The 17780-nt window shown below is 38.3% G+C and carries 16 protein-coding genes; 11 read left to right on the top strand and 5 right to left on the bottom strand.

Going from position 1 to position 17780, the window contains the following annotated elements; genetic code table 11:
* Positions 1-125: 125 nt before the first annotated feature.
* Positions 126-905: a ferredoxin--NADP reductase gene (locus QSG86_RS13055; RefSeq protein WP_317031899.1), complete on the bottom strand. Its 780-nt coding sequence runs from the start codon at positions 903-905 to the stop codon at positions 126-128.
* Positions 906-1007: 102 nt separating this feature from the next.
* Here QSG86_RS13055 and tsaA point away from each other — a divergent pair, with 102 nt between their 5' ends.
* The 4 genes from tsaA (at position 1008) to QSG86_RS13035 (ending at position 4984) form a co-directional block, all read left to right on the top strand.
* Positions 1008-1730: a tRNA (N6-threonylcarbamoyladenosine(37)-N6)-methyltransferase TrmO gene (gene tsaA / locus QSG86_RS13050; protein ID WP_317031898.1), complete on the top strand. Its 723-nt coding sequence runs from the start codon at positions 1008-1010 to the stop codon at positions 1728-1730.
* Positions 1731-2314: 584 nt separating this feature from the next.
* Positions 2315-2674, top strand: a complete 360-nt coding sequence (locus QSG86_RS13045) for a NirD/YgiW/YdeI family stress tolerance protein (protein ID WP_317031897.1) — start codon at positions 2315-2317, stop codon at positions 2672-2674.
* A 280-nt stretch (positions 2675-2954) separates the two neighbouring features.
* Positions 2955-3614, top strand: a complete 660-nt coding sequence (locus QSG86_RS13040) for a response regulator transcription factor (protein WP_317031896.1) — start codon at positions 2955-2957, stop codon at positions 3612-3614.
* Positions 3614-4984, top strand: a complete 1371-nt coding sequence (locus QSG86_RS13035; protein ID WP_317031895.1) for a HAMP domain-containing sensor histidine kinase — start codon at positions 3614-3616, stop codon at positions 4982-4984. Before QSG86_RS13040 ends, QSG86_RS13035 begins: the two co-directional genes overlap by 1 nt.
* Positions 4985-5077: 93 nt before the next feature.
* Here QSG86_RS13035 and hemP read toward each other — a convergent pair whose 3' ends face one another.
* The gene (hemP, locus tag QSG86_RS13030; protein ID WP_317031894.1) at positions 5078-5245 is read right to left on the bottom strand and encodes a hemin uptake protein HemP; all 168 of its coding nucleotides are present in this window, start codon (positions 5243-5245) and stop codon (positions 5078-5080) included.
* Between the two features lie 142 nt (positions 5246-5387).
* On the opposite strand from hemP, the gene QSG86_RS13025 reads away from it, so the two are divergent.
* Positions 5388-6287: an NUDIX domain-containing protein gene (locus tag QSG86_RS13025; protein WP_317031893.1), complete on the top strand. Its 900-nt coding sequence runs from the start codon at positions 5388-5390 to the stop codon at positions 6285-6287.
* A gap of 105 nt (positions 6288-6392) precedes the next feature.
* Here QSG86_RS13025 and QSG86_RS13020 read toward each other — a convergent pair whose 3' ends face one another.
* Positions 6393-6947, bottom strand: coding sequence for a tetratricopeptide repeat protein (locus QSG86_RS13020; protein ID WP_317031892.1), 555 nt, complete (start codon positions 6945-6947; stop codon positions 6393-6395).
* Between the two features lie 42 nt (positions 6948-6989).
* Positions 6990-9353 carry a penicillin-binding protein 1B gene (gene mrcB / locus QSG86_RS13015; protein ID WP_317031891.1) on the bottom strand — a complete coding sequence of 788 codons (2364 nt, stop codon included), beginning with the start codon at positions 9351-9353 and terminating at the stop codon, positions 6990-6992.
* Between the two features lie 244 nt (positions 9354-9597).
* Here mrcB and QSG86_RS13010 point away from each other — a divergent pair, with 244 nt between their 5' ends.
* Positions 9598-10527, top strand: a complete 930-nt coding sequence (locus QSG86_RS13010) for an NAD(+) kinase (RefSeq protein ID WP_317031890.1) — start codon at positions 9598-9600, stop codon at positions 10525-10527.
* 3 nt (positions 10528-10530) lie between these two features.
* On the top strand, positions 10531-10797 hold the full coding sequence (locus QSG86_RS13005; protein ID WP_317031889.1) for a YeaC family protein: 267 nt from the start codon (positions 10531-10533) through the stop codon (positions 10795-10797).
* Between the two features lie 55 nt (positions 10798-10852).
* On the opposite strand, the gene QSG86_RS13000 is transcribed toward QSG86_RS13005, so the two are convergent.
* Positions 10853-11857 (bottom strand): glycosyl transferase family protein, encoded by a 1005-nt coding sequence (locus tag QSG86_RS13000; protein WP_317031888.1) that lies wholly within the window; start codon positions 11855-11857, stop codon positions 10853-10855.
* Between the two features lie 424 nt (positions 11858-12281).
* Between QSG86_RS13000 and pheA the strand changes: the two genes are divergently transcribed.
* From pheA to QSG86_RS12980, 4 genes are all read left to right on the top strand, one after another.
* Positions 12282-13391, top strand: a complete 1110-nt coding sequence (pheA, locus tag QSG86_RS12995) for a prephenate dehydratase (RefSeq protein WP_317031887.1) — start codon at positions 12282-12284, stop codon at positions 13389-13391.
* Between the two features lie 62 nt (positions 13392-13453).
* Positions 13454-14545 carry a histidinol-phosphate transaminase gene (hisC, locus tag QSG86_RS12990; protein ID WP_317031886.1) on the top strand — a complete coding sequence of 364 codons (1092 nt, stop codon included), beginning with the start codon at positions 13454-13456 and terminating at the stop codon, positions 14543-14545.
* A 3-nt stretch (positions 14546-14548) separates the two neighbouring features.
* Positions 14549-16798 carry a bifunctional prephenate dehydrogenase/3-phosphoshikimate 1-carboxyvinyltransferase gene (locus QSG86_RS12985; protein WP_317031885.1) on the top strand — a complete coding sequence of 750 codons (2250 nt, stop codon included), beginning with the start codon at positions 14549-14551 and terminating at the stop codon, positions 16796-16798.
* Between the two features lie 130 nt (positions 16799-16928).
* On the top strand, positions 16929-17297 hold the full coding sequence (locus QSG86_RS12980) for a hypothetical protein (protein WP_317031884.1): 369 nt from the start codon (positions 16929-16931) through the stop codon (positions 17295-17297).
* Positions 17298-17780: the final 483 nt, after the last annotated feature.

Below are 17780 nucleotides of genomic sequence, written 5' to 3'. Positions count from 1 at the left end.
AACTAAAAATAATAGTATTATATTGAAAACTAGCATTAAAAAAACCGAGACATATCTCGGTTTTTTTAAATGCGCTGCTATTGGTGCTATTGATCTCTTTAACACTATAAGGATGAGATCAGAAATTATTTTTCAACAAAAGCACGTTCAATAACATAATCCCCTAAAACGCCCATACGTGGAGATTCTTTTAAACCATGTTGGTCTAACAGTGCAGCAACATCATCCAAGAATGCCGGACTACCACATAACATGGCACGATCAGTTTCAGGATTAAAGCGTGGTAAACCTATTTTTTCAAATAGTTCACCAGATTCAATGACGGTGGTAACACGCCCTTGATTTGGATATTCCTCACGTGTCACTGTCGGGTAATAAACCAGTTTATCTTTAATTCCTAATTCTTCAAAAAATTCATGATTAGGTAACTCATTTAGAATTAAGTCTTGATATGCTAATTCAGAAATAAAACGAGTACCATGTACCACAATCACTTTTTCAAAGCGGTCGTAAGTTTCTGGATCACGAATGACCGAAAGGAATGGTGCAAGACCTGTACCAGAAGACAATAGATATAAATTTTTACCTGGATTTAAATCATCCAGTACTAAAGTACCTGTTGGTTTTTTAGAAATTAAAATTTCATCCCCAACTTTAACTTGCTGTAAAATAGAAGTCAGTGGACCATCAGGTACTTTAATAGAAAAGAACTCTAATTCTTCTTCATAGTTAGCACTGGCAATTGAGTAAGCACGCATTAATGGCTTACCATTCACTTCAAGGCCGATCATGACAAATTGACCATTCTTAAAACGTAATGCCACATCACGAGTTGTTTTAAAAGAGAATAGTGTGTCATTCCAGTGGTGTACGTGAGTAATCTTTTCGACGTTAAAAGCAGCCATGAAAGGTCTCAATAAATTATCAAATTAGAACAGTGTACTATTCTAATCTAAAATCATTCCCGATAAACTGAATATATTTAATTGAACTTATCAGAAAAATTGATGATGAATGTTGTAAATTTACCGATTATTGGCTATATGCATACACCTTACCGTGAAAAATTTGGTATACCTCGGCAACCTAATTTAGTGGATATAGAATCCTATATTGAAATGACGGCTCCCTATGATGATATGTTGGCATTTGAAGGTATCAGCGAATTTAGCCATTTATGGTTAATTTGGCAATTTCACGATAATAAATCGCAAAAAGATACAGGTTTTCGTCCTCAAGTACGTCCACCGCGTTTAGGGGGAAACAAAAAAATAGGCGTTTTTGCTACACGCAGTATGTATCGTCCATCACCGATTGGATTATCTGTTGTTCAACTTAAAGCGGTTAAAAAGATTGGCAATCGTTTACGAGTTTATCTATCAGGAAGTGATTTATTACATGGTACGCCAATTCTTGATATTAAACCTTATATTCAATATTCAGATGCGGTCATCGATGCACAGAGTGCTTACGCTCAGCAGGAGCCATTGAGAAAACAGGTACTTTGGCAACAGGATGCGATTGCTGACAGGCAATTATTGTTACAACAACAGCAGATCAATTTGCGTGAGGTGGATGAAATAGAACAAATTTTATCTTTAGATCCCAAGCCAGCGTATCAACATGATCCAGAACGTATTTATGGTATGCGGTTTGCCAATGTGAACATCCAGTTTAAGAGTACCTTAACTACGATTCAGGTAGTGGCCTTAACGCATATCATTAGCTAAAGGTTTGCATGGCTGAACACATGAGTCCTGATCGAGCACTGCTATCATTGCACAGCATTGAGATATAGCAGTGCTTACCAAAAGCTTAATCAAGTGAATATGGTGTATGGTGATCTCTTTTATTGTATGGCATGGTGTTGCTGCCCCATTTTGATCATAAAGATGCGCTATCATGCTGTAGCAATAGTAGAAATAATACGTCACGATATAAATTTTGCAATCGACACTACAGCATGACTAGCACAATGATAGCTTGAAAAAATTCACTTAAAGCCCAATCTTTAATACAGGCTAGCCCGTATCAAATTCATCAATTGAAGTGCTATCCCTTAGCGTGAGTCGTTTTTTTATTGATCTGAGTGTGGCGTTGAAGAGCTAAGCGTAGATCATCTATATTTTTTGGCAAGTGAAGCTCAACTCAATCTACAGAGAAACCGCTTGAATGCACACGCTCAATAATAAGCACGAAATTTTTTATGTTGTAGTGAGATTGATCAAGTTATTTTTTCAATCTTAAGATTCACCTCATTTTAATTTGTTTTAATGATGCTATTGAAATGATGCAATAACAAGAGGTAACAATTATGAAATTAGTTTCTACATTGATTTTAAGTTTGGCGTTAGTGTCTGTCACCACATTGACTTTGGCAAATACCGTAGTGAACCAAAATGCTATACATAAAAAAGTGACAGTAAATCAAGCATTGAATATGCAAGATGATAGTCAAGTTGAACTTAAAGGCTATGTCGTAAAATCGATGGGTGATGAAAAGTATCAGTTTAAAGATCGTACGGGCAGTATTACAGTGGATATCGATGATGAGTTGTGGCAGGGTAAACCTATTTCAGCCAAAACGCCAGTCACACTGATCGGAGAGGTAGATGTTGATTATAAACCACTTAAACGCGTTGAAATCGATGTTGATGCTGTCAAGTTTGACTAAATTATGCTGAGTGATCTAAGGATATATAATCCTTGATCATAAAAACCACATGTCTGGCATGTGGTTTTTTATTATTAAAACAATAGAAAGACTATTTAACAGCATCCGCTATAGACAAAAAATCTATATTTATTCGAACTACTGCACTATGCTTGGTCTGTGAGTCATTATCTTTTGGTTTTGATGTTGATGGAATCGCTGATAGATCATCATAAAAATCATACTGGATGATTGTATACGATCAAGATGAACGTCATATCAGTGAAAAAGGAGGATTGTGATGAGAATATTACTGGCAGAAGATGATCCATCACAGGCTGAAAGTATTAAACATTGGTTAGAAATGGATGGCTATAGTGTTGATTGGGTTGAACAGGGTGATCATGTATTAGCTGCTATAGCTCAACATGAATATGACTGTGTTTTATTAGATAGGGGATTGCCCAAACTGACAGGTGATGAAGTGATACAGCATTTACGCCATCAAAGACCAGATGTCGCCATCATCTTTATTACAGCGAAAGACAGTATTCATGATCGTGTACAAGGTCTGGATCTCGGGGCCAATGATTATTTGGTAAAACCTTTTAGTTTAGAAGAATTGTCTGCTCGAATACGTAACCAGTTAAGACAAAAACAAAGTCATCCAACCAGACAAATTCAATGTGGCACGATTGTATTAGACACTCAAGCAAAACAGGTTTTTGTTGCAGGTCAGATGGTGAGCTTAACAGCCAAAGAGTTTCAAATTTTATATAAATTAATGCAAAAACCACAACATGTCATTACTCGAGAGCAGCTTGAAGAATCGTTATATGCATGGGGGGGTGAAATTGAAAGTAATGCAATAGAAGTATTTATTTATCAACTAAGAAAGAAAATTGGTGCAAAGGCAATTAAGACCATTCGAGGGTTAGGCTATCAGATGAGTCTAGAATAATGCACAGAATTCATAAAATTTCGCTACAAAAACAACTGGTCAAAAGCTCAGTATTGAGTTCTGTTGCTGCTGGTTTTGTGGCTTTTATTTTGCTATTGGCGATTAGTTCATATCAAATGATGTCCATTAATGATGAAATTATGGATGAAATTACAGATGTGCTATTAACGACAGACCTGAGTGATCATACGGGCACACAAATTGATGGTTTAAGTGATGAGTTTGAAATTGCATATCAATTAATCCATCAAGATCATCTGTTAACAGCATCAAAAGATTTTCCTGATCATAAAGAGATGGCCAAGTTAGCGCAGTTAGATTCTGGCTATTCATATATCTGGTTTGAGCATGGTTTATGGCGAATCTACAAGAATTATGAAGATGATCCACAATTTTATGCATTGGCAATGCAACCCTTGAGTTTTCGGTTTGAAGAGTTATTGCAAAGTATTAGTCTCTATTTGTTTGCTTTAATTTTACTTTGGTTTTTACAATGGGCCTTTGTACATTTTGCAATTAAAAAACACTTTTCCAATATTCATGGTTTATCAAATAAGATTGCTAAAAGAGATGCAGAACATTTAGAACCAATTGTACAGGAACCAGTTCAAATCGTTGAATTACAGCCGATAGTCGCACAGTTAAATCAATTATTACTCAAGTTAAAAGCATCGATGTTAGCAGAGCAGCGCTTTACTGCAGATGCTTCACATGAATTACGTTCTCCGCTGTCTGCCATGCAAATGCGGTTGCAGCTGTTGCAACGAAAATATCAACAATATCCTGATTTGCAATATGACATTAAGCAAATACAAACTGATATGAATCGCAGTCAACATATTCTTGAAAATTTGCTTCTTTTGGCCCGTTTAGATCCAACAGGATCGCCTAAATTACCCAAGAGTACAGTGAACTTGTATAACGTGACAATGGAAGCTTTTAAAAGCTTACAACCTTTTATGACGCAAAAACGGCTGAGTTACAGCATACAAGATCAACAGTTACATATTGTGGCCAATCAAGAACTGATCTATACCTGTATCCGTAATATTTTGGATAATGCGATACGCTATGAAAATGAGGATGGACACATTGTGGTTAGTTTTCATATAACTGCAGATCAGGTTGAAGTATGTATTGAAGATTCAGGAACACAGTTAACAGCGCAAGTGCTAGAGCATTTAGGTGAACGCTTTTATCGTGCTCTCGGGACTAAAACATCAGGTTCTGGTTTGGGATTATCAATTTGTAAAAAGATTATGGAGTTACACCAAGGCCATATCATATTTCAATCTTCAGTATCTTATGGCGGCTTAAAAGTGGTATTGAGTCTACCGAGATCATCGCTTTGTGATGTCGCAGAGATGTGATCAGCAGATATCTTAATAAAAAAAACAGTATAGTGTGATCCTATACTGCTTATTCCCACGATTATTATTATAAAATATAAAGTTATTAGATGTTTATTTAGTGAGAATTAAACGATTGTTACGTGTTAAACGTAAGCGATATTCTTCTCCTGCATGCATAATGCGGATTTCACGACCTAATGCAAAAAGGTTATTAGAATGTAGCATGGGTAATGAATGTGCAGAAGTATTACGTGTAAATAAGCTAAATGGTGTATTCATGGCTGTTGGCTCCGTGGTATAGTTATTTGAACGATTTAAATGATAATCATTATCGAATAGATCGTCAATCTATTCTTGAGATAATTTATAAAAAAATAAGATTCGCTTAAACTAAGGTCATTCATCGCAATTGGAAAAGTATATGGCCAAGCCTGATTTACATGTATCAATCGCTATTTTGATACATCAGAATCGCATTCTTGTGGGTTGGAGAAAAGCAGATCAGCATCAAGGAAATAAATATGAGTTTCCCGGCGGTAAAGTGGAAGTTGGTGAAACACCTAGGGATGCTTGTGTTCGAGAAGTATTTGAAGAAGTAGGAGTACAATTAAAGCAGTTGATTGCTTTAAATTGTATTGCTCATGAATATGAAGATATTATTGTACATCTACATTTCTTTTTAAGTTATCTGCACGCTGCAGATCTTGATGTGATTCAAGCACCATGGGCTTGGTATCGCCGTGATGAATTAGTAGATTTAAATTTTCCTACAGCCAATAAACGTATGATTAAGCGTTTAAGTTGGCCTAAACAGATTAAAATTTCTGAAGATATTCGCGCCTTGAATCAGTTAAATGCTGGTCAATATTTTTATTGGCGTCCTGCAACTGAGATTAAATATGCTCAATTATTAGCAGATTATAGTCCAGAACAGTTGTCATGTTTAATCGTTAATATTGATGTATGGAAACAATTGTCTGAATTACAACAAAATATGGTTGCAGCAATACAAATTAAGCATGATCAATTGATGCAGCTTAAGTTGGGCGATTTATCACGAGATATACCTGCTATTGCATCATGTCATGATCAGATCAGTTTATCTTATGCGCAGCAAATAGGTTGTGAAGCAGCATTTCTCAGTCCAGTTTTGGCAACCGAATCGCATCCAGATAGTAAGGGGTTAGGTTGGTCTGGTTTTGCACAGTTAGCGCAGCAAGCTGATTTAGCGGTATATGCATTAGGTGGTGTAAAAGCGGAAGATTTACATGTTGCGCTACAGCATTATGCCCATGGTATTGCGGGTATTCGACATTTATAAGTGATCAGTGTTAATCGATCAGCACCAATAGTGCTGATCGATAGATGGTTGATCATCAGCAATGGTATATTTGTTGATGATCATCACAACCAACACAAGGATGTTTTACTGGGTTTGTTCAATCATTTGATTGAGTTGACGTTGTATATTTTTATCCTGTGCAAAACTTAAACCTCGCTGTGCCAGTGAACGTGCATTGGCTGGATTATTTTTAATTAAGGCTATTTTCGCCAAAATCAAATAACTTTGTGCAGATTGTGGTGCTAGACGCTGTGCTTGTAGCGTTAAACGTTCCGCATGATTAATATTTTTTTGCTGTAAGGCTATCTCAGCTTGTTGCAATAATCCTCGCACAGCAGGAACCTGATGACCATCATCAAAATTTTGTTGATTTTGTTGTTGTTGTGGCAAAATAATTTTGGGTGGTGTTGGTTGAGGTGGTGTCACCTTACTGGGCTCATTAGGCGGTAAGGCAATACTTTTACGTTGAATTTCTTCTTGCTCATAAGGTTTAATTTTCACCCCAGATGATGGCGGTGTTGCTGCGGGTGCTGTGCTCACAGCCACAGGCGGTTTTTGAGTTTCTAGCTGCGATGTTGATAGGCTTTGACAGCCGACCATCGTTAAGCTAAGCACTGAGGTTAAAATAATTTTTTTCATTGTCTATAAAAGTCATCACTCAATTAATTATGGATTGAATCATTAAAATGGATTGTCATCTGTCGCATTACTGTCATTTTGACGAATATAGTTCTCAATACTATCGGACTCCGGTTCAGTGGTATTGGGTTGTTCTGTATTTGGATCATAGACAGGATCAACTTGATAATGAGGTAAACCACAAGGTGTTGCTTGACGTGGTACTTTATTGACTTGTAAAGGAATGTAAAGTGCACCAGCACAACTTTGTGCAGAAAGTAAACCTGAAGATACATCAATCCAATGCCATGCAACATCATCTGGTTGACGTAAGTTAACCGGTTTTTGTCTTAATTGTTTCATGACACTGGTCCAAACAGGAAGTGCACCTGATGAGCCAGTAAGTCCAGTAATGGCATTATTATCTAAACCTAACCAGACCACGGCAGTATAATTACCCGAATAACCAGCAAACCAAGAATCGCGGGTATCATTGGTGGTACCTGATTTACCTGCTAATTTTAAGTCATTTGGTAGGCTATTATAAGCTGAACGACCTGTACCACTATTCATGACCTGTTGTAAGCCATAATTTAAAATATACGCTGAAGATGGGTTAATGGTCTGTTGTACACTTAAGCCGTAATGATCTAATACTCTGCCTTTGGCATCGATAACGCTGCGAATGGCTTTGACTGGATAATTAAAACCACCAGTTGCAAAATTACCATAAATGGTCGCCATCTGAATTGGGGTTAAATCGACAGCACCTAAAAAGATAGATGGATAATTAGGGATACGATCTGCATTAATACCAAATTTGACTAATTGATTTTTAAAAGCATTTGTTCCAAATTCCTGTCCTAAACGTACAGCAGCAAGGTTGTAAGAGTGAGCCAGTGCTTGCACCATTGGCACCATACCATGTTCACGACCACTATAGTTTTTCGGTGTCCACGCTTTTCCTTCAACAGGAATTGAAATAGCACTATCTGAAATCAGTGTTGCCCAATTGTATAAACCAGAATCAATGGCATTTAGATAAATCACTGGTTTTAACAGTGAACCGACTTGGCGTCTTGCGTCTAAAGCACGGTTAAAGCCAGTAAAATCCTGTGTTGAGCCAACAACAGCAACTAATTCACCATTTTCTGGATGTGTCAGTACCACCGCACCTTGTAATGCTTTTAATCGTTTAGGCTGACTATTCGATAAACGATTCACGGCTGCTTTAAATGAGGTTTGGACTTTAATTTGGGTGACTGGATCTAAGGTGGTAAAGATACGTAGACCTTGATTGGTGAGATCACTTTCTTGGTATTCTGTCTTTAATTGACGTCGTACTACATCGAGGAAATCAGGGAAACGGGCAGTACTCAGTGAAGGTTTGTTGACAACGCCTAAAGGTCGTGCAGCTTCAATATTGTATTGTTCAGCAGAAAGGTAGCCCATAACAACCATATTGTCTAAAACGATATTACGACGTTTAAGTGCCGCTTCCGGATTGCGCCATGGATTATATAAGGAAGGACCTTGTACCAATCCGACTAAAAAAGCCTGTTGTGCAATATTTAATTCTTTAAGTGGTAAACCAAAGTAAAATTGTGAGGCTAAGCCATAACCATTAATTGAATAATTGCCATTTTGACCTAAATTAACTTCATTTAAATAGGCTTCTAGAATTTCATCTTTAGAATAATGAAAATCCACTAATACTGCCATAAGTGCTTCATTTACTTTTCGTTTTAAAGTTTTTTCAGGCGTTAAATAAAAGTTTTTAACCAGTTGTTGGGTGAGTGTTGACCCTCCTTGACGTTTACCACCAGTAATATTGCTGACAACAGCACGTGCAGTACCACGAATGGAGATGCCATGATGCTGATAAAAATTACGGTCTTCGGTCGCAATTAAAGCCTCAATCAGTGTTTTTGGAACCTTATTTAACTTAATTAATACACGGTCTTCATTGTGCTGTGGATAAATTCCGCCAATTAACAGTGGTTCTAGACGTGCAATTCCAGTACTCGAAGGTTTGGTTGCACTGACTTCAACAACTTGATCTTGATTAAAGGTGAGTTTGAGGACTTGTTCTGGTTCTACGCTATCACCAAAGTCAAAGCCACGGGTATGAATATAAAGTGTGTTGGCATCGGTAAAATAATGGCCGGTTTGTGCATAGTTACTTGAACTTTTATATCCCAGTAATTTAAGCTCTTCAATCAAATCAGCTTGACTGATAGGCGCATTATTGAATATTTCTAAAGGACGGGCAAAAACTTTTGCAGGAATATCCCAACGTTTGCCTTCAAATTTTGCCCGGACAACATTATCCATCCGAATTAAGTAAATACTAAAGGCAACAAATGCGCCAATGACAATAATTGAAAACAGAAGTGCAAATAAGCCAATACCACGTTCAGACTTCATATTAATAAATCAAACTCTAATCATTTTGCTAATCATGCGAAGCTTTTCGATATTTTGCAATATTTAATCTGTGAATATTAGCAATAGCATTTGCTTTATTGAGTCATCATTGTTGTTTAAAACACGCTATTTTTAAGCACACGACTCATGATAGCGCGACATTAAACTTTAATATCGCGATATTTTATGATTTTAATTTTTTTTAAAATTAAGTGGGTTAATGTTATGATAGTCACTAAGTCGTATGGGAGCGATATTACCAGTGCAGCAAATTTCACATAAGAACTTTAGAAACATTGGACTTATTGGTCGACCTGGTAAATCTTCAGTAGGAGAAACATTAAGTCTCATTCATGATCATTTATTAAGTTTAGGCTTACATCCTATTTTTGATATGGCAACTGCTGAGTTGGTCTCTTATAGCAATACACAAACCGTCAGCCGTTCTTTATTGGGCGAAGTCGTTGATCTGGTTATTGTGGTCGGCGGTGATGGATCATTGTTACATGCAGCACGAGCACTGGTTCGGTTTAATACCCCCGTGATTGGTATTAATCGAGGCCGTTTAGGTTTTTTAACCGATATTAAGCCTACAGAAGTGATTTTTAAACTTGATCAAGTTTTACATGGGCAGTTTCAATTAGATCGCCGTTTTTTATTAGAGATGGAAATCCGTTCTAAAGGTGAAATTATCTATGAAGCAATTGCTTTAAATGATGTTGTATTGCATTCAGGTAAATCGGTACATATGATTGACTTCGATTTACATATAGATGGTCAATATGTCTATCGGCAGCATAGTGATGGATTAATCGTTTCAACACCAACAGGCTCAACAGCCTATGCTTTATCGGGTGGTGGACCTATATTACATCCAAGTATGGATGCGATAGCATTGGTTCCGATGCATCCACATACCTTGTCTTCACGACCAATTGTGGTGGGGGGGCAAAGTGAAATTAAAATAGAAATCCAAGAAAATCGTGTGTTGCCGATGGTGAGTGCCGATGGGCAGCATAGTGTGTCATTAAGTGTGGGTGATAGTTTGCATATTCGTAAACATCCTTATAAATTAAACTTACTTCATCCACCTGGCTATGACTTTTATATGGCATGCCGTACAAAGTTAGGCTGGAATCAAGATTTTGACTCTTTGCATCAACAGCAGGATTAATTTATGAATATTGAACAAATGCTAGCGGTACTTGATCCTGACATTGTTAGTCGTTTAAAAACAGCAATTGAAATTGGAAAATGGCCCAATGGTGTAGCATTGACGCAAGAACAGCGTCAAATTTGTATGCAAGCGGTATATGTATGGGAAGCTAAACATTTACCAGAAACTGAACGTAGTGGTTATATTGATCGTGGCAGTAAAGAAGAAGATGAGCACTGTGATTCACACGTAGAAGAGCCAGAATTTAAGCCAATTCGTTTTGTTTAATACAGTTTAATGATGAATTTTAATATAAGGCATTGATTTTCAATGCCTTATTTTTTTATTTGTTGTGTAGGCGATTTTGCCATAAGTGTAGGGCTTGTTGCATGGCATCTGGGTAGTTTTGACACACACCCATGGTATACAACGCGATTCCCATGGTTTCAATGACCGCAATTTCACCATATTCATGTTGTTGCTGACCTAACCAAACCGCTTTAAACTGTTGTAAATCAAGTTGTTCTTCTGCTGCACTGCGTTGTTCGGTTAATTTGGGTAATTCATATTCATATAATACCCCATCTCTAATGCCGCAAATTAGGGTTCTTGCATCTGGATTGCGCTCAAACTCGCCACCTTCACCTTTAATTACAGCACTATGATGATAACCTAGCTGAAAAGCTGCCTGTTGATGTGAGCTACGATAGGCTGGATGAAAAATAGCCTGTAGCGTTGCTTTGGCATTAAAGGGGTTGATTAAACGTGTAAGGGTATGAATAGGAGAACGTAGTCCCATAATATTACGTAACAGCATTAAATCACTTAATACTGGAGAAATGACCGCCAAAGGAAAATAGGCAAAGTTTTGCTGTTCTAACTGCTGTGCAATTTGTTGTTGATTGTGACAAATAGGATAACCGAGAAAAGATAAAACCTGTTCGGTATAGAGGCGATTAATGGTATGGCCTGCCGCACCATGCATAGCAATTTTATAACCATGCTGTGCTAGGCATAATGCGGACAGTAAGAACCACGGATAATGTTTACGTTTACCAGCATAAGACGACCAGTCCAGATCCACAGCTAGGGGTTTAAAGTCAAGCTGATCTTTGGTGGCTTGAACAAAACCTGCTAGCTCATCAACAGATTCTTCTTTTACACGTAACAGCATTAAAAAAGCACCCAATTGCACATCGAGGACTTCTTGCTTGAGAATCATGGTAAATGCTTGATAAGCTTCATCATAACTTAAAGAACGTGCACCATTTTTACCCTTGCCAATAATTCGAATAAACTGTGCAAAAGGGTGTTCAAAGTCTTTATAAAGATTCTTTTCAGTATTCATTCAATTCAATCATCATGTGTGATACGCGGCCAATAGGAGAGATTGACAATTTATTAACTTGCCTAAGTAGGATAGGCTTTCGATGCAAGATCAATCTTGAACTACTATGCCATAAAATTTAAAACAAAAATGAGTTTATTCATATGCTTTTAACCAAGTTTGATCAAATCTATATGCAAAGTTAATGCGCATAACAGCCATGCTTGCTTGATATCACTTAAATTTTTAACATTCATAAATGGTTTTCAATATACAAAAGTCTTGAATTATCTGAAGATAGCAGTATGTTGCCATCATGTGCTGCATTGTTGAATAATCCAACTGGGTGTTTTTCAGACTTTAAATAACAAAGTCTTGTTGCGCAACCATTCAAAGCTTACTATTGTTATACTGTTGAAAATCTGTTTTAAAGGGCATCATAACAATGATCAACGACGATCAAAACACTACACCTTCTCTTGACCTTGCTCAAATTCGTCAGGATATTGACTCTGTCGATCAACAGCTTCAGCAGCTGATTAATCGTCGTGCAAAATTGGCAGAAGCCGTTGCCAAGGCGAAATTTGCGGCAGAAGAGAACCCTTTGTTTTACCGTCCTGAGCGTGAAGCACAAGTTTTACGTCATGTTATGGAACGTAATGAAGGTCCTTTATCTGATGCAACCATGGCACGTTTATTCCGTGAAATCATGTCTGCTTGCCTCGCATTAGAAGCACCACAGAGTATTGCCTTTTTAGGCCCTGTTGGTACTTATACCCATTCTGCTGTCTTAAAGCATTTTGGACAGGATGCAGTTGTACGTCCTTTACCGACAATTGATGAGGTTTTCCGTGAAGTTGAAGCAGGAAGTGCACATTATGGTTTAGTTCCTGTTGAAAATTCATCTGAAGGTGTTGTGAATCATACTTTAGACTGTTTTAAATCTTCTCATCTGAATGTGATTGGTGAGGTAGAATTACGTATCCATCATCAATTCTTAGTGTCGGAAAATACACGCAAAGACAGTATTAAGCAGATTTATGCACATCAGCAAACGCTTGCGCAGTGCCGTAGTTGGTTGGATGCGCATTATCCTGGTGTAGAGCGTGTTGCACTCAGTTCAAATGCTGAAGCTGCACGTCGTATTCGTAATGAGTGGCATTCAGCTGCAATCGCATCTGAAGTTGCTGCAAAAATTTATAATCTCGAAATTTTACACCACAATATTGAAGATAATCCGGAAAATACAACACGTTTCTTGGTGATTGGTCGCGAAAAAGTACCACAAAGTGGTAATGATAAAACATCATTGCTGATTTCAGCCCATGATCGTGCAGGTGCATTACTTGAAATTTTAGCGCCATTTGCTAAACATAATATTAGCTTGACCAGTATTGAAACACGTCCAGCATTACCAGAAAAATGGGCTTATGTATTCTTCATTGATTTGGAAGGACATATTGATCAAGAAAATGTTAAAGCAGCCATTGAAGAGATTCGTCCGTTTGTCAAAGAAGTGCGTGTTTTGGGTTCTTATCCAATTGCCGTATTGTAATGCTTATGGTGGCTAATCATTGATTAACCCTTTGTTGTCCTATAAAACTTGGAAGTTGTAACATGACATTTGTCCCAGCCAATGCGGGTATTGCGCAATTAAAACCTTATCAGCCTGGTAAACCGATTAGTGAGCTTGAACGCGAATTGGGTATCACCAATATTGTTAAACTTGCTTCAAATGAAAATCCGCTAGGATGTTCGGAGCAAGTGAAGAAAGCCGTTGCTGCTGAACTTACTGAAATTGGCCGATATCCTGATGGTGGCGGTTTTATTTTAAAAGATCAAATCGAGAAGACGTTTGGTATTGCGCATAACCGTATTACATTGGGTAATGGTTCAAATGATCTGCTCGAAATTTTTGCACGTGCATTTGTTTCAGAGCAGGATTCTGTGGTTTATAGTCAGCATGCATTCGCTGTATATGGTTTGGTTACTCAAGCCATTGGAGCTCAAGCCATTGAAGTTCCTGCCAAAGGTTTTGCACATGATTTGGATGCGATGGCTGCTGCCGTGCAAGACAATACTAAATTGATCTTTATTGCAAATCCAAATAATCCAACTGGGACATGGTTTGAAGAGTCAGAGTTTGAAGCATTTATGCAAAAAATTCCGCGTCATATACCGGTCGTACTTGATGAAGCTTATGTAGAGTATTTCCCTGAAAACTTTAATAGCTTACCGTTTTTAACTTTGTATCCCAACTTAATTATTAGTCGTACTTTGTCAAAATGCTATGGTTTGGCTGCTTTACGTGTTGGTTTTGCACTGTCTTCTGTAGCGATTACTGACTTTTTAAATCGTATTCGTCAACCCTTTAATGTCAACCATTTAGCTATGGTTGCGGCAGTTGCGGCATTAAAAGATGATGCTTTTATTGCACGTTCACGCTTAGTCAATAAACAAGGTATGGCTCAACTTGAAGCAGGATTTCAGGCTTTAGGCTTAGAATTTGTTCCTTCGCGTGCTAATTTTATTTTAGTCAATGTACAAACAGATGCAGTACAAACTTTTAATGCATTATTGCAAGAAGGTGTAATTGTACGTCCTGTTGGCATTGCGAATCATCTTCGTGTTTCTATTGGTACAGAAGCTGAAAATGCAAAATTCTTAACCGCCTTAGCAAAGGTGTTGGGTTTAGAGGCAAAAGCTTAAAAAATGTCTGCACCATTGTTTGAAAAAGTTGCTTTTATTGGGCTTGGACTGATTGGTTCAAGTCTTGCCCGTGTCATTGTGGCAGAAAAATTAGCGCATCATGTTGTGGCTTCGACACGTTCAGCAAAAACGCTTGAAGATGCAAAAAAACTGGGATTAATTGAAGCGGGTTATCGCGATCCAGTTGAAGCAGTTCAAGGGGCTGATTTGGTGGTCTTGGCTTTGCCTGTACGTGCTACGCAACAGGTTTTACAAACCATACGCCCTTATTTAGCTGAACATGTCATCATTACAGATGTTGGCAGTACAAAAGCTAATGTTGTCGATGCTGCCAAAGCGGTGTATGGTGATGCACTCCCCCCAGGGTTTGTACCAGGACATCCAATTGCAGGTTCTGAGCATACCGGTGTACATGCAGGTAAAGTAGATTTATTTGTCAATCATAAAGTCATTCTTACGCCTTTGGACAGCAGTGCAGATTGGGCCATTACAAAACTGATTCAACTGTGGCAAGCAGCAAAGGCTGAAGTTATTTGTATGGCCGTTGATAAACATGATGAAGTACTTGCACATACCAGTCATCTTCCGCATTTAATGGCATTTAATTTGGTTGAGCAATTGGCAAATCGTGAGGATAATCTCGATATTTTCCGTTATGCCGCAGGCGGATTTCGTGATTTTTCGCGTATTGCCGCAAGTGACCCACAAATGTGGCATGATATTTTCTTTGCCAATAAAAAAGCCATTTTAAATGCTGTAGATGGTTTTGAAGCTCAATTGGCCATTATTCGTAAATTAATTGAAAATGAAGACTCGCAAGCTTTAATGGGTTTGTTAGGACATGCGCAAGCTGCGCGCCAGCATTTTAATCATATGCTCGCAAAAAAACCGTTAATGGAGAACAATAAAGTGACGACACAGCAATTTAAAATTTTACCTGGTAAAAAGCATTTTCAGGGTCAATTTAGTGTGCCAGGCGATAAATCTGTGTCACATCGTTCGATTATGTTTGGCGCAATTGCTGAAGGAACCACACATGTACAAGGTTTTCTGGAAGGTGAAGATGCTTTAGCAACATTACAAGCATTTCGTGATATGGGGGTAAGTATTGAAGGCCCTAAAAATGGTGAAGTCACTATTCATGGTGTCGGTATGCATGGCTTGAAAGCTCCTGCCAGTGCATTGTATATGGGTAACTCAGGAACATCCATGCGCCTATTGTCTGGACTATTGGCTGCACAAAAATTTGATTCAGTGATGACGGGTGACGCATCATTGTCCAAGCGTCCAATGGAGCGGATTGCAAAACCATTGCGTGAAATGGGTGCACATATTCAAACCACGGGTGAGCGCGGTACACCGCCAATTTCGATTACGGGCAATCAAGCTTTGGCGGGTATTCATTACGATCTACCCATGGCTTCTGCGCAAGTAAAATCAGGTATTTTACTGGCTGGTCTATGGGCAGAAGGGGAAACCTCAGTCACTGAACCAGAACCTACACGTGATCACACTGAACGTATGTTACGAGCATTTGGTTATGATGTGAAGACAGATGCCAATCGTATTTCATTACAAGGTGGCGGTAAACTGTTGGCAACTCATATTCAAGTTCCTTCGGATATTTCATCTGCGGCATTTTTTATGGTAGGTGCTGCCATTACTGAAGGTGCGGATATTACTTTGCAAGCAGTGGGTGTTAACCCAACACGTACAGGTATTATTGAGATTTTAAAACAGATGGGTGCAGATTTATCTGTTGAAAATGAGCGTATTGCAGGTGGTGAACCGATTGCGGATATCCGAATCAAAGGTTCAACAACCTTAAAAGGCATTCATATTCCTGAAGATCAAGTACCATTGGCGATTGATGAATTTCCAGCTTTATTTATTGCTGCTGCTTGTGCTGAAGGGCAAACAGTACTGACAGGTGCTGCAGAACTTCGTGTTAAAGAGTCTGATCGTATTCAGGTAATGGCAGATGGGCTGAAAATTATGGGGATTGATTGTACGCCTACCGTTGATGGTATTATCATTGAAGGTAAGGGACGCTCAGGTGAGTGGGGTGATATTTTTACAGGAGGCGAAATAGAATCGCATCATGATCATCGTATCGCCATGAGTTTTTCGATGGCTGGTTTACGTACTTCTGGTGAAATTAATATTCTGGGTACTGAAACTGTGGCAACGAGTTTCCCAACCTTTACAGAATTAGCGACCCAAGCCGGATTAGCAATCCACGTTAGTGCATAATACTTTATCATTGGCATCGCCCTGATGGCGAAATGATGCATCGTTTTCTGTGAAATAGCCAAGTATTGACTTGGCTATTTGTTTTTAAATATGCTAAAACCATACTATAATAATGCCTATAGGTTATGTCATGCGTAAATTAAAATTTGTAGCCAAAAGCGAAATTAAAAATCAATATCATACGCCAGATGATGTACAACAATATATTGCCCATCTTTTGACAGAGCAACTTTGCCAACAGGGTTTTGCAACATTGGCGCAAAGTGGTGCACAGGTTGCAGTGAGTGTTGATGAACGCGCTTTACCTTTATCGATCACCTGTGAAGCTCGTAGCGAAGATGGTCATATGGTCTGTCAAATTGCCTCATATCCAGCAGAAGATCAAGACTGGCTTGAGCGTATTACTGAGCAAAGTTTGCTCAACCAGTTGGCGCAGGCTGTAGAAAATACCTTAAAGAAAAATCAAGCCTTGAGTGAGTTTGAATGGTCTTCAGTATAGTTTAATCGCCAAGTCAACAAGCACAGTTATCTGTTATTACAGGTGGACAACACGATGTTGCTGCAAAACATGCAGCATAGGTTGTCGATCAGTTGCGACTTTTTCTGAAACACTGGATTGACTCGGTATAACATCACATCATGCTGCTGTATGAAAAAAAGAATCAATACCGCATCATCTTTAATTAAAAGTGCCTATTGATCTGTGACTGTATTTTACATGAAGATGCTCTTATGATTGAAGATCTGCCATATTTCTACTTGATCGAGAATAATGATAGGCGATTGAGGGATAACAGCCATGTTATGAGCACATATACATGGTTATTTGGTTGTGATCTGGTGCAATGCTATCGGCATGTGGTCTTAAAATGCTGCATGCAAAGATCAAACGCTATAAATGAGCGATTGATTGATAGATATGCTGCATTGGGTTAGGGCAATGATAACTAAATTTAGGTGCCTATCTCATCCGATCATTAAG

Origin of the sequence: Acinetobacter sp. SAAs474 (assembly GCF_032823475.1) — a bacterium.
Lineage (GTDB): Bacteria > Pseudomonadota > Gammaproteobacteria > Pseudomonadales > Moraxellaceae > Acinetobacter.
This window is presented reverse-complemented; position numbering and strand designations above follow the sequence as displayed.